Genomic DNA, 17,783 nt, shown 5'->3' on the forward strand with positions numbered 1-17,783 from the left:
ATGGACTTTAAGAAAATCGGTTTTATTGGTCTTGGTCTTATCGGCGGTTCGATGGCTAAGACCATAAAACGCATTTACCCGGAAACAGAACTGATTGCCACATCCGGTCATCTTTCTACCATAACTGCAGCTTTTGAGGACCATACTATTTCCAATGATACGCTGCTTGCAATGAAAGATTTCTCCGACTGTGATATTATCTTTCTCTGCTGTCCGGTACAGAAAAATATTGAATACATAAAAGAATTAAAGCCCTTTTTGAAAAAGGGCTGTATTCTTTCTGATGTAGGAAGTGTCAAAGGGGATATTCATGAAAGTATTACAGCCCTTGAGTTAGAATCCTTTTTTATTGGCGGACATCCTATGGCAGGTTCTGAAAAGACCGGCTATCAGGCTGCAACCGCCTATTTATTGGAAAATGCTTATTATATTTTAACCCCGACTGCAAAAACTGATACCGCAGTGCTTCATGCGTTCCGGGATTATATTGCATCATTAGGCTCAGTTCCTATGATTATGGATGCGAAAACCCATGACTATGCAACCGCTTCTATCAGTCATCTGCCGCATATTATTGCAGCAAGTCTTGTGAATCTGATTCGTGAAACCGATGATGAGAATGAGACGATGAAGACGATTGCAGCAGGCGGATTTAAAGATATTACAAGAATTGCATCCTCTTCACCTGTAATGTGGCAGCATATCTGTGCCTCTAACCAGGGGCAGATTTTAACACTCATTGACCGCTATACGGAAGAATTAAATACCATGCGTAGTCTGATTGCAGAAAAAAAAGAAAAGGAAATCTATGATTTCTTCTCTCATGCCAAGGATTACCGGGATTCTATCACCATTACTTCTTCCGGTCCATTGCGTAAAGTCTTTGAATGTTATTGTGATCTGATTGATGAAGCCGGTGGAATTGCAACCATTGCTACGATTCTTGCCAGCAACAATATCAGTATTAAAAATATTGGAATTATCCATAACCGTGAATTTGAAAACGGTGTACTTCGTATTGAATTATATGAAGAAGAAGCACTTAACTGTGCCATTGCACTGCTTCACAAATATCATTATACAGTTTATGAACGATAATATTTAGATAAAATATTGACAATATTTCAGAATACATCCAGAAAGGATTTATTATGCAGATCAAAAAAGCCCATGCCTTACATGGAGAAATAAATATTCCGGGAGACAAATCCATTTCCCATCGTGCGATTATGTTTGGTTCTCTTTCCAACGGCACCACCGAAATCACCAATTTCTTAGAAGGTGCTGACTGTCTTTCTACGATTTCCTGCTTTCAGGAAATGGGCATTGAAATTGAACGGGAAAAAAGCCGTGTACTCGTCCATGGAAAAGGATTACACGGTCTAAAGGCTCCACAGCATATCTTAGATGCAGGGAACAGTGGAACTACTACCCGGCTGATTTCCGGTATCTTAGCCGGTAATCCGTTTGTCAGCCAGTTAGATGGCGATGATTCCCTTCGCACCCGTCCCATGAAGCGTATCATGGAACCGCTTCGTCTCATGCAGGCAGATATCGAAAGTTTAAAGGATAACAACTGTGTTCCTTTAAAAATAACCGGACATGAATTACATGCCATTGATTATACTTCAAAGGTTGCATCTGCCCAGGTAAAATCCTGTATTCTTTTAGCTGGCTTATACGCCGACGGAATAACCAGAGTAACGGAACCGGTACTCTCCCGCAACCACACAGAACTAATGCTTCGCTCGTTCGGTGCTAAAGTCATCTCTGAAGGAACAACTGCATCCATTGCACCGGATCCTGTTTTAAACGGACAGAAAGTGGAAGTTCCTGGAGATATTTCTTCGGCAGCCTATTTTATTGCGGCAGCGTTGCTTACTCCTGGTTCCGAAGTCTTAATCCGCAATGTTGGAGTCAATCCCACAAGAGATGGCATCTTAAAAGTTGCCAAAGCAATGGGCGGCTCCATCGAACGGCTGAATCCAAGAACCGCATCCGGTGAGCCGGTCTGCGACCTTCTGGTAAAAGGCAGTTCACTTCATGGTACCGTGGTGGAAGGGGAACTCATCCCGACTTTAATCGATGAAATCCCTGTGATTGCTGTTATGGCAGCCTTTGCAGAAGGAATCACTATTATCCGGGATGCTGCAGAACTTAAGGTAAAGGAAACCGACCGTATTCTTACGGTAACAGAAAACTTAAAGTTATTAGGCTGTGATGTTACCCCAACGGATGATGGCATGATTATTCACGGCGGAAAGGCCTTACACACCGCAGCCATAGATGCAGGACTTGACCACCGGATTGCCATGAGCTTTGCCATTGCTGCGTTAAATATTGATGGCGGTATCGAATTAGAGCATTCTGAAATTGCAGAGGTTTCTTACCCTGATTTCTACAAAGATTTAGAAAAATTATCTATGTAAATCATATGTCAGATTATAAATCCACTTAAAAAGCACAAAATCTGCTACAGGCAGTTTTGAAAACATCAAACCGCTTTCAGCCCTTTATTTTCAAGGGTTAAAAGCGGTTTTCATCAACACATTTTATTCTGTAACTCAGTTTTTCTTTTAGACATCATTGAAAATCTGATAAATATCAATTTTTAATGCATCGGTATCTGACATTCCAACAAATACACAGCCATATTTATAGGTTCCGTCCCCCTTCGGGTCACATCTGACAATCTCAAGTACCGCATCAATGACCTCTTTCGTCCAAATCTGAATCTTGGTATCATAGTAGGTTCCAACTTTCAAATTCTGGTCAGAAACAAATCCGATTCCGGAACGTGAAATATCGGTAACTACCACATGAATAAATTTTAAAGTAGTAATATCATCCTGATCCAGACGTTCCAGCTGAACAGATACATCTAAATCCAATCGTTTATGTTTTCTTCTCTCGTCCATAGTCCTCTCCTTCTATCAAGATTAAAGCTAATAAAATTATTTTATCCTATATTTCGAATTCTGACAATAAGAAATTATTTTATCAGCATAGCATCCCCAAAACTAAAGAAACGGTATTTTTCTTCTACTGCTTTCTTATAGGCAGCCAGAATATGTTCCCTGCCTGCAAGAGCAGACACCAACATCACAAGGGTAGACTGTGGCAGGTGGAAATTCGTAATCAGAGCATCTATAACTTTAAACTTATAGCCCGGATAGATAAAGATATCCGTCCATCCGCTCTTTTCCCGTAAGGTGCCATCTTCTTCTGCTGCAGACTCTAAAGTTCTTGTACTGGTGGTTCCTACGGCAATTACCCGGTGGCCATTTGCTTTGGCACGATTGATTTTATCGGCTTCCGACTGTTCGATCCGGTAGAATTCCGAATGCATATGGTGCTCTTCGATGGTATCTACTTTTACCGGACGGAAAGTGCCAAGTCCCACATGAAGGGTAACTTCTGCTATATCTATGCCCATATCACGAATCTGCTGTAATAATTCCGGTGTAAAATGAAGTCCCGCTGTTGGGGCAGCGGCAGAACCATCATATTTGGCATATACTGTCTGATAACGGTTCTTATCCTTTAACTGATGGGTAATATAAGGCGGCAATGGCATCTGACCAAGCTGGTCTAAAATCTCTTCAAAGATTCCATCATAGTGAAACTGAATCAGCCTGTTACCATCTTCTACGACCTCTAAGACTTCTCCGGTCAAAAGTCCCTCTCCAAAAGAAATCTTAACACCAGGCTTACATTTCTTTCCCGGTTTTACCAGTGTTTCCCAGATATCATTTTCTTTTCTCTTTAAAAGAAGAATCTCTATTTTGGCTTCCGTTCCCTCTTTGACTCCAAACAATCTTGCCGGAATTACCTTGGTATTATTTAACACAAGACAGTCTCCCGGCTGCAGATAATCTACTACATCACGGAATATTTTATGTTCAATATCTCCTGTTTTCTTATCTAAGACCATGAGTCTGGAACTGGAACGATCCTCCAGAGGATCCTGCGCAATCAGTTCCTCCGGTAAATCGTAATCAAAAGCTTTTACATCCATGTTTCTTTCCTCTATTTCTAAGCTCTCAGTTCAATCTTCATTGCTTCTAATGCTTTTACAATGCGGTTCATTGCTCCGCTTAAATCTGCTTCCTCTAAGTTCTTATCCTTTGCACGGAAGGTCAGTGAATAAGCAATAGATTTATAACCCGGTTTAATCTGGGCTCCTTCATAAATATCGAACAGTGTGTAGCTTTCTAAGTAAGCGCCGCCCTTGCTGTCGAATACTTTTTCGATATCTCCTGCAAGAATCTCTTTTGGAACAACCATACTGATATCACGGGTTGCTGCCGGGAATTTGGCAATACCTTCGTATTTACGGTCAAAGGTTGTTTCATCCATAATAGATGGCATATCAATCACTGCAACGTATACTCTATCTTTGATATTGTAATTAGCAGCTACAATCGGATGAACCTCTCCTAAGTAACCAACTACTTTACCATCATATACAATGTTTGCCTGACGGCCCGGATGCAGATAAGGTCTTCCGGACTTCGGATCATATTCAGCTTTCATCGTCATTCCAACTTTATAGAAGAATTCTTCTACCACTCCCTTCATGGTAAAGAAATCACCTTCACCATACATACCAAGGGTAAACTGCATTCTCTCGTCCGGAAGTTCCGTTACCGGTACACTCTTTGGCAGATAAATGTTGCCTAATTCATAGAGACGTACATCTTTATTTCTTCTGTTGTAGTTGGTTGATAAAGATGTCAGCATTCCATTTAAGGATGTGGTACGCATAATACTGAAATCTTCTCCCAAAGGATTGGAAATTGTTACGGTCTGGCGTAATGGTGAATCTTCCGGAAGTAATAATTTATCAAATACCTTCGGGCTTTCGAAGGAATAATTCATGCCCTGTGAAAAGCCGCAGAACTCTGCAATTTCTCTTGCAATTGCTTCGATTCTTAATTTATAGGATAACATTCCGGTAGTAGCTTCTCCGCTTGGCAGGGTTGTTGGAATGTTTGCATAACCAAAGAATCTTGCTACCTCTTCTGCAAGGTCTGCATCACATTCTAAGTCCTGTCTCCAGGATGGAACTAATACTTCATTGGTTTCTTTATCATAACCTAATTCCAGACGTTTAAAATAGGAAAGCATTTCTTCCGGCTTAATATTGGTTCCTAATAATTTATTATATTTCTCCGGTTCAAAAGGAATCCGTCTGCCTTCTTTCTTATTCTCGTAAATATCAATGGCTCCGCCAACTACTTCACCAGCGCCTAATTCTTCGATTAACTGGCAGGCTCTGTTCATAGCTTCCATAGCAAGGTTCGGATCCAGACCTTTTTCAAATTTGGAAGACGCATCGGTACGAAGCCCGATTTTCTTACCGGAAAGGCGGATATTGGTTCCATCGAAGCATGCAGCTTCAAAAAGCATGGTTTTTACATTGTCTGTAATCATGGAATTCTCGCCACCCATAATACCTGCAATACCGATTGCTTTCCTGCCATCACAAATCATCAGAACGTTTTCATCCAAAGTACGCTCCTGACCATCCAAAGTTGTAAATAATTCGCCTTTTCCGGCACGTCTTACAACAATCTCTTTTCCCTCGATGGTATCCCAGTCATATGCATGCATCGGCTGTCCGTATTCTTCCATAACATAGTTGGTAATGTCCACAATGTTATTGATTGGACGGATTCCCTGGGCTGCAAGTCTGCGCTGCATCCACTTTGGTGATGGAGCAATCTTAATATTCTTTACCACACGGGCGGTATAACGAGGACATAATTCTTTGTCTACTACATTTACTTTAATATAGTCATTGACATCCTCATCATTTCCGGTCTCAGTTACAACCGGCGGTACAAATTCTTTCTTAAAGGTTGCTGCTGCTTCTCTGGCAATTCCAAGGATTGAGAAACAGTCTACACGGTTGTTTGTAATCTCATATTCCACAATAGTATCGTCAAGGCCTAATGCTTTAATTGCATCATCACCCGGTTTTACCTCATCCTCTGCGAAGATGTAGATACCATATTCCGGAGCTTCCGGATACATATCACGGGTAGAACCAAGTTCTTCAATGGAGCACATCATTCCATTGGACTCAATTCCTCTTAATTTCCCTTTTTTTATTTTAATGCCGCCTTCTGTCATCTTTCCATCATGTCCACCGGCAACACGTCCGCCATCTAATACAACCGGAACTTTATCTCCTTCTTTTACATTCGGAGCACCGGTTACAATCTGTACGTCCTCACCTGTTCCCACATCTACCTGACAGATAATTAATTTATCAGCATCCGGATGCGGCTCGATTTTCTTAATCTGTCCAACGACGATTTTCTCTAAATCGGCATCCATTTTCTTGTAAAATTCTACTTTTGAACCGGACAGAATCATTGCATCGGTATATTCCTGTGCATCTACATTAAGTCCCGGAACCAAAGCTTCTATCCATTTTAATGATGTATTCATATTGTTTCTCCTTCTATCAACTCTCTACTGTGTTCTTTTCTTTCCGACTACAGGAAACATGTCCCTTCAACTTCCCTGTTCATTAAAACTGTCTTAAGAAACGGTCATCATTCTCATACAAGAGACGCATATCATCAATTTCATATTTCAATAAAGCAATACGCTCAAGACCAACTCCGAATGCAAATCCTGAATATTCTTCCGGATCAATACCGCTCATACGAAGCACCTTCGGATGAACCATTCCACAGCCTAAGATTTCAATCCATCCTTCTCCCTTACAGAAACGGCATCCTTTACCGCCACATTTAAAGCAGGTGACATCCATCTCTGCACTTGGCTCTGTAAATGGGAAGTGATGCGGACGGAATTTTACTTTGGTTTCCGGTCCGAACAGACGGGCTGCAAACTCCTGCAGCGTTCCCTTTAAATCTGCAAATGTAATATTCTTATCAATTACCATTCCTTCTATCTGATGGAAGGAAGGTGAATGGGTTGCATCTACTTCATCTGCACGGAATACTCTTCCCGGTGCAATCATGCGGATTGGCAGCTTGCCTTTTTCCATGACACGGACCTGTACCGGTGAAGTCTGGGTACGAAGCACGATTTTATCATTAATATAGAACGTATCCTGCTCGTCTTTTGCAGGATGATTTGCAGGAATATTTAACGCTTCAAAGTTATAATAATCATATTCTACTTCCGGTCCTTCCACTACTTCATAGCCCATACCGGTAAAGATACGCTCTACTTCTTCCAATGCAATGGTATTCGGATGACGATGGCCGACACGGTTCTTTTTAGCCGGAAGTGTAACATCAATTACTTCATGTTTTAATTTCAGTTCCATCTGGGCAGCTTCTAATTTCTGCTTTGTCTCATCTAATTTCTTTTCAATAGCTTCCCTGGTCTCGTTTACCAGCTGTCCTACCAGAGGTCTGTCCTCCGGTGCAACATCCTTCATTCCTTTTAATACTGCGGTGAGTTCACCTTTCTTTCCGAGAAATGCAACTCTGACATCATTCAGTTTGCCAAGTTCGCCGGATGATTCAATCTGATGAATTGCCTCTTCCCTGATTTTCTGCAGCTTTTCTTTCATAATAATATCTCCTTCTATCATTTTATTTCATTCATAAATAAACTACGAGAAACACGCTTTGCGAATTTTTCACGTAAAAAAAACGCGAAGCATTTTCTTCCCATAGGGACGAAATTACTCCGCGGTACCACCCTGATTTCTAAATCATTAGACACTTATAAATACTTAACGCGTATCACGTCACAGACTACTAACATTCACCTGTGCAGCTTCCGTGCGAAATTCAATTACTGCCTTACCTTAAGGAAACTTTCAGCCGATGATTTCCTCTCTCTTTAAAAAGTACAATAACCTACTGAACACTTTCATTGCCTTTTACTTTTTCACTAAATGTTATAATACCACAGGGTTTCTAAAACTTCAAGTTATTTTTTATCCCGTTTCCGCTCCTTCTTCTGCTGTATGAATCCTGCAATATATTCGTCGAATACCACATTGAATTCCGCACATAACATCAGGATATACATGCAAAAATACATCCACAACATAATTAATACCAATGTAGTCAGGCTTCCATACATGGAAAATCCATTAAAATAATTCACATAGATAGATAATCCGGCAGAAAACACACACCAGGCAATGGCACAAAGTACTGCACCCGGAAGCTGGGAACGAAAGGTTGCCTTACGGTTTGGTATCAATGTAAAAATCACTACAAAGAGAATGACTAACACCAGTATCATAATAAGGCTTCCACGTTCAAATATGAGGCTTACAATATGTGTCATTATCGGAATATGCTTCACCAGAAGATGTTCTAATGATTTGCCAAATACCAGTAATACCAGCGAGATTACAATAGCAATGACAAATACAACGGTATAAATAATCGCCCAGAAACGGAGAACAAACCAGTTTCTGGTCTCCACAATATCATTTACCACATTCAACCCATTTGCCATATACTGCACACCCTTGGCTGCCGACCACACTGCTGCAATGGCTGCAATCGATACGATTCCAAAGGATTTGGTATAGACTTCATTGATAATATTTACCAGAAACGGCGCAATATATTCAGGCATTGTTTCATTTACAATCTGTAAAATCATCCCTTCCGTTACCGGCGTGTACTGCAAAAGGGAACTGAACACCATAAGAAACGGGATACTGGATAAGAGGATAAAAAATGCTGCCTGTGCTGCAAATGCATTGATATTATCCCGTTTACATTTATCTAAAAATGATTTTACATTTCCAATCAGTTTCCAGAGCAAACTTATGCACCCCCTTCTTCCTTCGTCGTATTTTGTGGCTGATATAACTCAGTCAATTCTGTATCCTGATAAAAATAATTTAATATCCTTTTATAATCAAAGCCCTGCCCGCAAAGCTTTTGTGCCCCATTCTGGCTCATGCCAATGCCATGACCGTAACCACCGCCAAGGACTGCATAAGTTCCATCCCCTTTTTCCTGTATACTGATATAAGCACTGGGCAGAATACTCATTTCCACACTGCTTCCATCCAAAAGGTTAATATTCGTAATACCACAACCCAAAATTGCACGCATATTATATTCGGACTGTACGCTGACTGCACCATTCTGGAAATCAAGTTCCAGTTCTAAAATAACACCACTCTGATTGCGTTTTACCACCTTTATTGCCTGCAATGAGCCAAAGTTGCTGCAACTGTCTGTTGTTTCCGTCTTAGATGTATCTTTATAATAACTAATTGCCTCTGGCTGGTGCTCTTTTCTATCGGCTATCGTATGAAGCAATGTCTCATCTTTTCCCTGGAAATCAAGCACAGTATTCCAACGGAAATATTTCAAATCCGATTCATAGCAGGCACTGTCTACGTTACTGATATAATCCAGGAAGCTTTTTTCATCCGATAAATCAATAGGATTTTCTTCACTGCGCACCCAGACGCCCTGCAAATATCCATAAGCATCTTTATCAAGATTCCAGGCTTCGTAATCTCCGGTATGGCCATAGGATGTGGAATAATAATAAGTCTCTATAATATCACCTTTATAAGAAAGTACCTGACCTTTCGTCTCATCTACCGCAGCTACCGTTTCCGGTGTCTGATTCTGCTTATTATACACCTGAAAATTCACACTGTCATCTACATGTGCTCCATAAGCTTCATATTTATTGTGCATCATCTGGATATAAGCATAGCTTCTGGCACAGACAGCCTGTGCTTTTAAGGCTTCCATTCCATAAGAAGATGGAACCTCACTTGGGATAACGCCCTTTACATAGGATTCTAAATCCACTACATTTACCACGGTATATCCTTCCGGATACATACGAAGCTCCATGCTGCCTGCATAAGCCGGAGATATGCGATTGCCCTGATTGTCAGTAAAATAGAATGGTGATGTGCCATCCTCTGCGACTAATGAAACAGACGATGTTGCAAGTATATTGGCATAATTGGACGCCGTAATCACGCTGCCTGCTTCTAATACAGTTTCTGTTTCTCCATAATAAAGATGCACCGGCACATCCGATACTAAGGATACGTCAGAGCGGAACATATTATCATTGTCTAATAACAAAACACGGATGTTTTCTATTTTAGCAGGCTCTGTCAAAAGAATGGCGCAGATCTGTTTTTCTGCCACTACAAATGTAATTTCCATGTTTTCCAGCATCAGTGCATCCATGGAGACTTCCCGGATTCCATCATAAGTTGCATATATTTTCATGGCTTCATCTATCGCAACTTGTCCATATCCCTTAATCTCCATTGCGGTATCTGTTTTTGATATCAGCTTCCCGGTAATGGTATCTTCCTTCCGGCTGATTTTATGTATCTCTTTTTCACTGAAAGAAATATCTGCTACGACATTTGATAATTCTTCATCGGTATCAACCGGCAGCTGGTATTCTGTTCCCTGATAAAGAAATGTAAGATTTCCTTCTATATTTGAAATGAGATAGGCATTTTTCAATGCCACATCTTCTTTATCCTTTGCGGCGACCCCGATTACTTTATCCTCCAACAGATAAACACCATAACTGTGAAGCTTTTGATACCACTTTGGATTGGATATAATGGCATAAGTGCCATCCTGTGTGGTAAGCTGTTTTTTTTCTTTTTTCAATACAAGAATGTCCTTTTTTAAGACAGACGTATCGGTATCAAGATAACTTAAAATTTCATCATATATAGCAAACCAGGCTGCCCGGTCAATGTTTTTTTTCGAATCATCCAAAGGAATATATTCTTTTAAATGAAGCAATTCCAGAATGCCACTTACATCATCATAGGTAAGTGTTCCCTGTTGCGGCAGTTTCTCAGCCCATTCGTCCTTGGAATAATAAGTAAACTGCAGCAAGGAGGGAATCTCATTCCGATAAACACATTGTTCGGAATATCCATTTTTCTCCCCTTTTGTATCCGTTATCAGAACCACCAGTATAAAAACCAGAAGTGCTCCACAAAACAGCAACAGATAATTACTTTTTTTACTTTTCACTTTTCGCATAATAACTCCTTTATTGCCTGTTGCAGAAAAGAAGCTGCTTTTCAGCAGCTTCTTTTTTCTCTTTTGTATTTTCGGTTCTTTTGTAAACATGCTTCTTTGGTATACTATATGTTTATCTTCCGTACCTTATGATTCTTTTGTACACAAAGATTCTTTCGTCTATTCATACCTTATCTTTAGCAAATATACCCAAAATGCCGTTTCCTGTATTTTGACTCCTAGCAAAGCTAGGTGGGTAACCTCAACCAATACTCTGCCTTCCACTGCAAACGGAGGCCTGACATCCTATTGGAAATATTGGAATCCCGTTTAAAGTAAATGTAGGTTCAAAATAACAGGCATGTCGAACATCCCAGGCATAAAACTATCTGCTTTTTGTAATTGTTATTATACTCTAATATGTGTTGTTTTTCAATGTAAAATTCCTGTCAAATTGTGGAACAATTTATGATTGCAGATCTTTCGGTGAAAAGGATGCCGGAAAAAGCTCTTCTAATTTCATAACTTTGATACCGCCAGCTCCATCTTCCATAATTACCTCAAACGTGCTTCCATCTACAAATTCCGTCAACACCTGCCGGCAGACACCACAAGGTGTAAGCGGTTCTTCCCTATCGCCTACCACAGCAATCGCCAGAAAATCTTTTTTTCCTTCCGATACTGCTTTAAAAACTGCTGTCCGCTCCGCACAGTTTGTCGGCGTAAAGGCTGCATTTTCGATATTACATCCGGTATAGATACTGCCATCCTTACAATAAAGGGCTGCACCTACATGAAAATTGGAATACGGTGCATAGGAATATTTTTTGGCTTCTTTTGCCGCTTCTAATAATTGTCTTTTGTCCGTCTCCATGACACTCACCTTTTCTAAATTATTTCTGTTTTACAAATTTTTTTCATTATCTTATCATTCTTCATTGCTCTTAATATCTGCTATCCCAGAATATCAACGGCAGAACTTGTGCCAAGCCGTGAACAGCCTGCCTTAATATAATTTTCCATATCTTCTTTGGTACGGATTCCTCCGGCCGCCTTAATCTTAACCTCTGCTCCAATGTGTTCTTTCATTAATAATACATCTTCCATGGTAGCACCTGCCGTTCCAAATCCGGTAGATGTCTTGATAAAATCTGCTCCGGCATTGGTTACCGCATGGCACATGGCAATCTTTTCTTCTTTTGTAAGATAACAGGTTTCGATAATAACCTTTAAGATCCTACCTCCTGTTGCCTCTTTTAAAAGACGGATTTCCTCTTCTACTTTATGATATGCCCCATTCTTTACATCGCAGATATTAATTACCATATCAATTTCGTCTGCGCCGTCTTCCAATGCTTTCTTTGTCTCTGCCAGCTTTCCTTCAGTGTTCGCATATCCTAACGGAAATCCTACTACGGTACAGATTTTGATTTTATCGCCGTAAGTTTCTTTTACCCGGCTGATGTAACAGCTTGGGATACAGACCGATGCGGTATGGTATTTTATTGCTTCTTCACATAATTTTTCTATGTCCTTCCATGTGGTAAAGGCTTTTAACGCAGTATGATCCACATAACGATATAATTCTTCTTTTTCCATTTTGTACCTCCGGTATTTTTTTTAATTGTAATATATATTCTGTAATTTATCCAGCAAAAAACATTTTATCAGAGAACATTTTTACATTAGTACTATCTTCCTATAATTCTAAATTTTTTAGAAAACAATTTTAAACTTTCTTTAAAATTTACACTTTTTTCTTGTTTTCTACAACCGAAATATGATAACATATTAAAATAATTAAAAGAGGAGGAACAATATGACAGGACGTTTTTATGAAATCACACCGGAAATAATGGAACTTGCGAATAAATGCTCCGCATCATCCATCATTCCTTCTGAATTATATACGAAATATAATGTTAACCGTGGTCTTCGTGATTTAAATGGAAAGGGTGTTCTGGTAGGACTTACACACATTTCTGATGTATGCTCTACCAAGCTGGTAAATGGAGAATACATTCCATCTGAGGGCGAACTTTATTACCGTGGCTATAATGTAAAAGATTTAGTAAAAGGAATTGCACCGGACAGCCATTTTGGATTTGAGGAATGTGCTTATCTTCTGATGTTTGGTGAGCTTCCAACCAAAGAACAGTTGAAAAACTTCTGTGGACTGCTTTCCGAATACCGTACACTTCCAACCAGCTTTGTGCGTGATATTATTATGAAAGCTCCAAGCAAAGATATGATGAATACACTGGCAAGAAGTGTGCTTACACTTTATTCCTATGATGACCGTGCCAATGATATTTCACTTCCAAATGTATTGAGACAGTGTTTACAGCTTATCAGCTTATTTCCACTGCTTTCTGTATATGGTTATCAGGCTTACCGCCATTATCATGATGGTGCCAGTCTTTATATTCATACCCCACAGCCGGAATTATCTACTGCAGAAACAATTCTTCATATTCTGCGGCCAGACAGTAAATATACCCCATTAGAGGCAAAACTTTTAGATATTGCATTAATCTTACATATGGAGCATGGTGGTGGAAATAACTCTACCTTTACTACCCATCTGGTATCTTCTTCCGGAACCGATACTTATTCTGTTATTGCTGCATCCCTTGGTTCCCTGAAGGGTCCGAAACATGGTGGTGCCAATATCAAAGTGGTTCAGATGTTTGAAGATATGAAACGCACTGTAAAAGACTGGACAGATGAAGACGAAGTAGGTAAATACCTTACCGCACTTCTTCATAAAGAAGCTTTTGACCATGCCGGTCTTATCTATGGAATGGGTCATGCAGTATATTCTCTTTCCGACCCAAGAGCAGTCATCTTCCGCGGTTTTGTGGAAAAACTTTCCCAGGAAAAGGGCTATGAGAAAGAGTTTGCACTCTACTCTTTAGTAGAACGTCTTGCACCGGAAATCATCGCCAAAGAGCGTAAAATCTATAAAGGCGTAAGTCCGAACGTAGACTTCTTCAGCGGATTTGTTTATCATATGCTTGACCTTCCATTAGAGCTTTATACACCGATTTTTGCAATTGCAAGAATTGCCGGCTGGAGTGCCCACCGCTTAGAAGAGCTTTCCCAGAATGGAAAAATTATGCGTCCTGCATATCGTAACATCGGTGAACGCAAAGAATATGTTCCGATTGACAAACGTTAAACCGCATGATTCTGCCGCCTGCAGCTTCTTATGGAATGCTTAGACACAAAAAACTGTAGTTCTTATCCGGTATCTTTTCCAGATATAAACTACAGTTTTTTATAAATTATTCTAAATAAATATTTTTTATAAATACTTCTCTCTGGCATTCTTTAATGTACTGACCAAAAAAAGACAGGATAACACCAGCAGCAGCAGGATTCCTGATTTAATAATAATCGGCAGTTTAAAGATGGTCTCACCCAATGCCGTCACAATGCCATATACTAATGCCAATGCCCCGCAAAGAAGCATTTTCGGTGTTACCTCTTCTCTTATCTTCTCCGGATGTTTACATTTCTTTAATTCCTCCGGCGTTGCCAGAAGGCTGCTTGTCTTTCCGGTACTTTTCATCCATATGCCATTCATAAGAACATAGATACCTACCAGTGCTACTACAACATCTACTACTAAATTCCAGTTTACTTTCATAATATGTAACCTCTTTTACTCTTTTTTCCTGACTCTGATTTATCTTACCACACTTTACATTGCTATGTGAACATATTTATCATATAACCTTCTATTCTTATTTGTTTTTTATGCAAAACCACGAATTTTATCGAAAAAGCCATTGAAACTTTTGGTCAACTATTGTAGTATATTAATATGTTCTAATTATTCTAGTTGTATTTGGAGGGATTATATATGAAATTAGACGAAGCAAAAATCCTGATTGGAGATGACTCCATTCTTGCAAGAAAACAGTTAAAAGACATTATTGCGCAGTATGGTGGTACAACTTTTGTTGAGGCAGCAAATGGTCAGGAAGCAATTGACAAATTCAAATCCGATAAACCTGATATCGTTTTTCTTGATATTGTTATGCCTGTAAAAGATGGTATTGCCGCTGTAAAAGAAATTAGAGAATCTGACCCGAAAGCGGTTATTATTATCGTATCTTCTGTTGGTACACAGGCTCAGTTAAAGAATGCAATTGAAGCCGGTGCAAAGGACTTTATCCAGAAACCGTTGAATGTTGAACAGATTGAGCGGGTACTGAAGAATTATTTTGAAGGGAGATAATTATGTATACACAGTTTTTTGGTAATTTTCTTTTAAGCAAAAGTGCTGTTCCTGCGGATAAACTGGTAGATGCATTAGAGAGGCAGTCCTCTTCCTATCTGAAATTAGGTACTCTGGCAATTCATGCCGGATTATTAAATGCTTCCCAGGTTGACGCTATTGTATGCCGTCAGACCCATGAAGACAAGAAATTTGGTGAAATTGCAATCGAAGGCGGATATCTTACAAAGGAACAGGTTGACAAATTACTCTCCTCGCAGAAACCAGACTACCTGCTTTTAGGTCAGATTTTGATTGAAGACGGACTGCTTACCAACAGTCAGTTTGAGGAATTACTTGCAGAATATCAGGCAAGTAATGAAATTGATGATTTAAATGTTGCTAACGAACAGAATGATATGGTTGAAAAGCTGATTCATAAATTCTTCCATTTTGATAATTCTGATATGTCAGGAAAGATTGTTGCATACCTTAATCTTCTCTTTAATGATATCGTTCGTTTCATCGGAAAGGATTTTACACCGTTAAATCCACTGATGAAATCCGAGTATATGACCAACTATTGTGTTACCCAGAAAGATGAAGGTTTACTTTCTTTCAATTCTGGTGTAGACATGAGTAAATCTGTTGCAATTGCTTTTGCATCCCGTTATGCTAAAGAAGAATTCCACGAATTCGATGAGTATGTAAAAGCTTCTATCGAAGATTTCTTAAATCTTCACAATGGATTATTTAATGTAAATATGTCTAATGAATTTTCCCTGGAATTAAACTTATGTCCTCCGGAAGTTCATGAGGAAGAAAAGCTTACAAATGCCACTAAGATTTATGTATTTCCAATTATTTTCCCATTTGGAACCATTCACTTCCTAATGGAAATCTAATCTTAAACCTTTACATTTTATTTACATAAACGAAACCCTGTCAGATTTCTCTGACAGGGTTTTGTTACCTTGTATCCATAAGAAACTGCCGGTAGCAGATTCTCTATGTTTTACATAAGCATTTAGATATTTAAAAATGCTTTTACCGTCTTAGGCATATCTTCTACATCGCATTCTGTCTTATGAAGTACTTCTGCACTGCGGATGTCTTCAATTGCCTGTGGAACTGTTACATTTGCAATCTTGCTTAACTCATCTACCAGTTCAAAATCAGTCATGGAATCATATTTTTCTTTATCAATGGCATCCATTACGCTTCTGGTAAACTTGAACGGGCTTGCTGTTGATGCAATAACAGTCTTGGTATTATCACCGGTCTCTTTTACATATTTATGGTATACACCGGTTGCTACAGCAGTATGTGTATCAATCACATAGCCGGTCTTCTCATAGAGGTCACGGATTACTTCTGCTGTTTCTTCCTCTGTGGTGTAATTGCCATAGAAGTCAGCAAGCTGGGCACGCATCTCATCGGTAATCATATATTTGCCCTCTTCTGTTAATGCACGCATGAATTCAGCATTTTTCTCTGCATCATTTCCGGCAATACGATAAATCAGACGCTCTAAGTTGCTGGAAATCAGGATATCCATGGATGGAGAAGAAGTTAGTACAAATTCACGGTTTCTGTCATAGGTTCCGGTTGAGAAGAAGTCAAATAATACTTTGTTCTCATTGGAAGCACAGATTAATTTTGCAATCGGAAGTCCTAAGTTCTTTGCATAGAAAGCTGCTAAGATATTTCCGAAGTTACCGGTTGGAACTACAATATTAATCTTTTCATCTTTTGCAATTGCACCATTTTCATATAATTTTGCATATGCATATACATAATAAACAATCTGAGGAACAAGACGGCCGATATTAATAGAGTTAGCAGAGGAAAACTGATATCCGGCTTTGTCCATTAATTCTGCCAGTTCTTTATCAGAAAACATTTTCTTAACGCCGGTCTGTGCCTGGTCAAAGTTACCATGAATACCAACTACATGTGTATTTGCCCCTTTCTGGGTAACCATCTGCTTCTCCTGAATCGGGCTGACACCATTCTTTGGATAGAATACAATAATCTTAGTACCAGGAACGTCTGCAAAGCCTGCTAAAGCAGCTTTTCCGGTATCACCGGAAGTTGCTGTTAAAATAACAATTTCATTCTTTACATGGTTTTTCTTTGCAGCAGTTGTCATAAGGTAAGGCAGAATGGATAATGCCATATCCTTAAATGCTATCGTAGCTCCATGAAAAAGCTCCAGATAATATGCACCGTCTGCATCTACTAACGGAGCAATCTCTTCTGTATCAAATTTAGAATCATACGCACTATTGATACAATGCTTTAACTCTTCTTCTGTAAAGTCTGTTAAGAAAAGTTTCATTACCTCATAAGCAGTCTCCTGATAGCTCATTTTTGCCAGGGTATCCATATCAACGTCAAGTTTTGGTAATGAATCCGGCACAAATAAACCACCGTCTCCTGCAAGACCCTTTAAAATTGCCTGTGAAGCTGTTGCCTTTTCATCTGAGTTTCTTGTACTTGTGTAAATCAAATCCATTTTTTGTCCCTCTTTTGCTCTCTGCATAAAATTTGTTCTGTCTTTCATT

At 39.4% G+C, this 17,783-nt stretch carries 15 protein-coding genes, 1 other RNA gene and 1 other annotated feature; of the genes, 5 read left to right on the forward strand and 11 right to left on the reverse strand.

All coding sequences use genetic code 11. The features are described from left to right. Both DWV68_RS03605 and aroA read left to right on the forward strand, forming a co-directional pair. Window positions 1–1,098 carry a prephenate dehydrogenase gene (locus DWV68_RS03605; RefSeq protein ID WP_118172549.1) on the forward strand — a complete coding sequence of 366 codons (1,098 nt, stop codon included), beginning with the start codon at window positions 1–3 and terminating at the stop codon, window positions 1,096–1,098. Window positions 1,099–1,151: 53 nt separating this feature from the next. Then, window positions 1,152–2,429 (forward strand): 3-phosphoshikimate 1-carboxyvinyltransferase, encoded by a 1,278-nt coding sequence (gene aroA, locus DWV68_RS03610; RefSeq protein WP_118665061.1) that lies wholly within the window; start codon window positions 1,152–1,154, stop codon window positions 2,427–2,429. A 147-nt stretch (window positions 2,430–2,576) separates the two neighbouring features. On the opposite strand, the gene DWV68_RS03615 is transcribed toward aroA, so the two are convergent. The 9 genes from DWV68_RS03615 to deoC form a co-directional block, all read right to left on the reverse strand. Continuing rightward, on the reverse strand, window positions 2,577–2,918 hold the full coding sequence (locus tag DWV68_RS03615) for a PilZ domain-containing protein (protein ID WP_022243876.1): 342 nt from the start codon (window positions 2,916–2,918) through the stop codon (window positions 2,577–2,579). Between the two features lie 74 nt (window positions 2,919–2,992). Beyond that, complete coding sequence (queA, locus tag DWV68_RS03620; protein ID WP_117841091.1) at window positions 2,993–4,018, reverse strand: tRNA preQ1(34) S-adenosylmethionine ribosyltransferase-isomerase QueA; 1,026 nt, start codon at window positions 4,016–4,018, stop codon at window positions 2,993–2,995. A gap of 17 nt (window positions 4,019–4,035) precedes the next feature. Beyond that, a complete protein-coding gene (pheT, locus tag DWV68_RS03625; RefSeq protein WP_118172546.1) occupies window positions 4,036–6,459 on the reverse strand; it encodes a phenylalanine--tRNA ligase subunit beta in 2,424 nt (807 codons plus the stop codon). Window positions 6,460–6,541: 82 nt separating this feature from the next. Then, a complete protein-coding gene (gene pheS, locus DWV68_RS03630; protein ID WP_117698997.1) occupies window positions 6,542–7,561 on the reverse strand; it encodes a phenylalanine--tRNA ligase subunit alpha in 1,020 nt (339 codons plus the stop codon). Window positions 7,562–7,662: 101 nt separating this feature from the next. Next, window positions 7,663–7,879, reverse strand: a binding site (T-box leader). A gap of 47 nt (window positions 7,880–7,926) precedes the next feature. Then, window positions 7,927–8,781, reverse strand: coding sequence for a YihY/virulence factor BrkB family protein (locus DWV68_RS03635; protein ID WP_117698998.1), 855 nt, complete (start codon window positions 8,779–8,781; stop codon window positions 7,927–7,929). Between the two features lie 2 nt (window positions 8,782–8,783). Next, complete coding sequence (locus tag DWV68_RS03640) at window positions 8,784–11,012, reverse strand: SpoIID/LytB domain-containing protein (protein ID WP_197420808.1); 2,229 nt, start codon at window positions 11,010–11,012, stop codon at window positions 8,784–8,786. Between the two features lie 182 nt (window positions 11,013–11,194). Continuing rightward, a non-coding RNA gene (gene ssrS / locus DWV68_RS03645) (6S RNA) lies at window positions 11,195–11,374 on the reverse strand. An 83-nt stretch (window positions 11,375–11,457) separates the two neighbouring features. Next, window positions 11,458–11,865 (reverse strand): cytidine deaminase, encoded by a 408-nt coding sequence (locus DWV68_RS03650; protein WP_022243882.1) that lies wholly within the window; start codon window positions 11,863–11,865, stop codon window positions 11,458–11,460. 80 nt (window positions 11,866–11,945) lie between these two features. Further along, window positions 11,946–12,590 carry a deoxyribose-phosphate aldolase gene (deoC, locus tag DWV68_RS03655; protein ID WP_117699001.1) on the reverse strand — a complete coding sequence of 215 codons (645 nt, stop codon included), beginning with the start codon at window positions 12,588–12,590 and terminating at the stop codon, window positions 11,946–11,948. 220 nt (window positions 12,591–12,810) lie between these two features. Here deoC and DWV68_RS03660 point away from each other — a divergent pair, with 220 nt between their 5' ends. Continuing rightward, window positions 12,811–14,172, forward strand: a complete 1,362-nt coding sequence (locus DWV68_RS03660) for a citrate/2-methylcitrate synthase (RefSeq protein ID WP_118665065.1) — start codon at window positions 12,811–12,813, stop codon at window positions 14,170–14,172. A gap of 126 nt (window positions 14,173–14,298) precedes the next feature. Here the strand turns inward: DWV68_RS03660 and DWV68_RS03665 are convergent, their stop codons facing one another. Beyond that, window positions 14,299–14,643 carry a hypothetical protein gene (locus tag DWV68_RS03665; RefSeq protein WP_117946991.1) on the reverse strand — a complete coding sequence of 115 codons (345 nt, stop codon included), beginning with the start codon at window positions 14,641–14,643 and terminating at the stop codon, window positions 14,299–14,301. Window positions 14,644–14,859: 216 nt separating this feature from the next. Between DWV68_RS03665 and DWV68_RS03670 the strand changes: the two genes are divergently transcribed. Continuing rightward, entirely contained in the window at window positions 14,860–15,237 is a 378-nt protein-coding gene (locus DWV68_RS03670; RefSeq protein WP_117698987.1) for a response regulator, read from the forward strand. A gap of 2 nt (window positions 15,238–15,239) precedes the next feature. Beyond that, window positions 15,240–16,121: a chemotaxis protein CheX gene (locus tag DWV68_RS03675; protein ID WP_118665067.1), complete on the forward strand. Its 882-nt coding sequence runs from the start codon at window positions 15,240–15,242 to the stop codon at window positions 16,119–16,121. A gap of 122 nt (window positions 16,122–16,243) precedes the next feature. Here the strand turns inward: DWV68_RS03675 and thrC are convergent, their stop codons facing one another. Beyond that, entirely contained in the window at window positions 16,244–17,734 is a 1,491-nt protein-coding gene (thrC, locus tag DWV68_RS03680; RefSeq protein WP_118665111.1) for a threonine synthase, read from the reverse strand. Between the last annotated feature and the right edge of the window lie 49 nt (window positions 17,735–17,783).

Origin of the sequence: Roseburia sp. AF12-17LB (assembly GCF_003479605.1) — a bacterium.
Lineage (GTDB): Bacteria > Bacillota > Clostridia > Lachnospirales > Lachnospiraceae > Roseburia_C > Roseburia_C amylophila.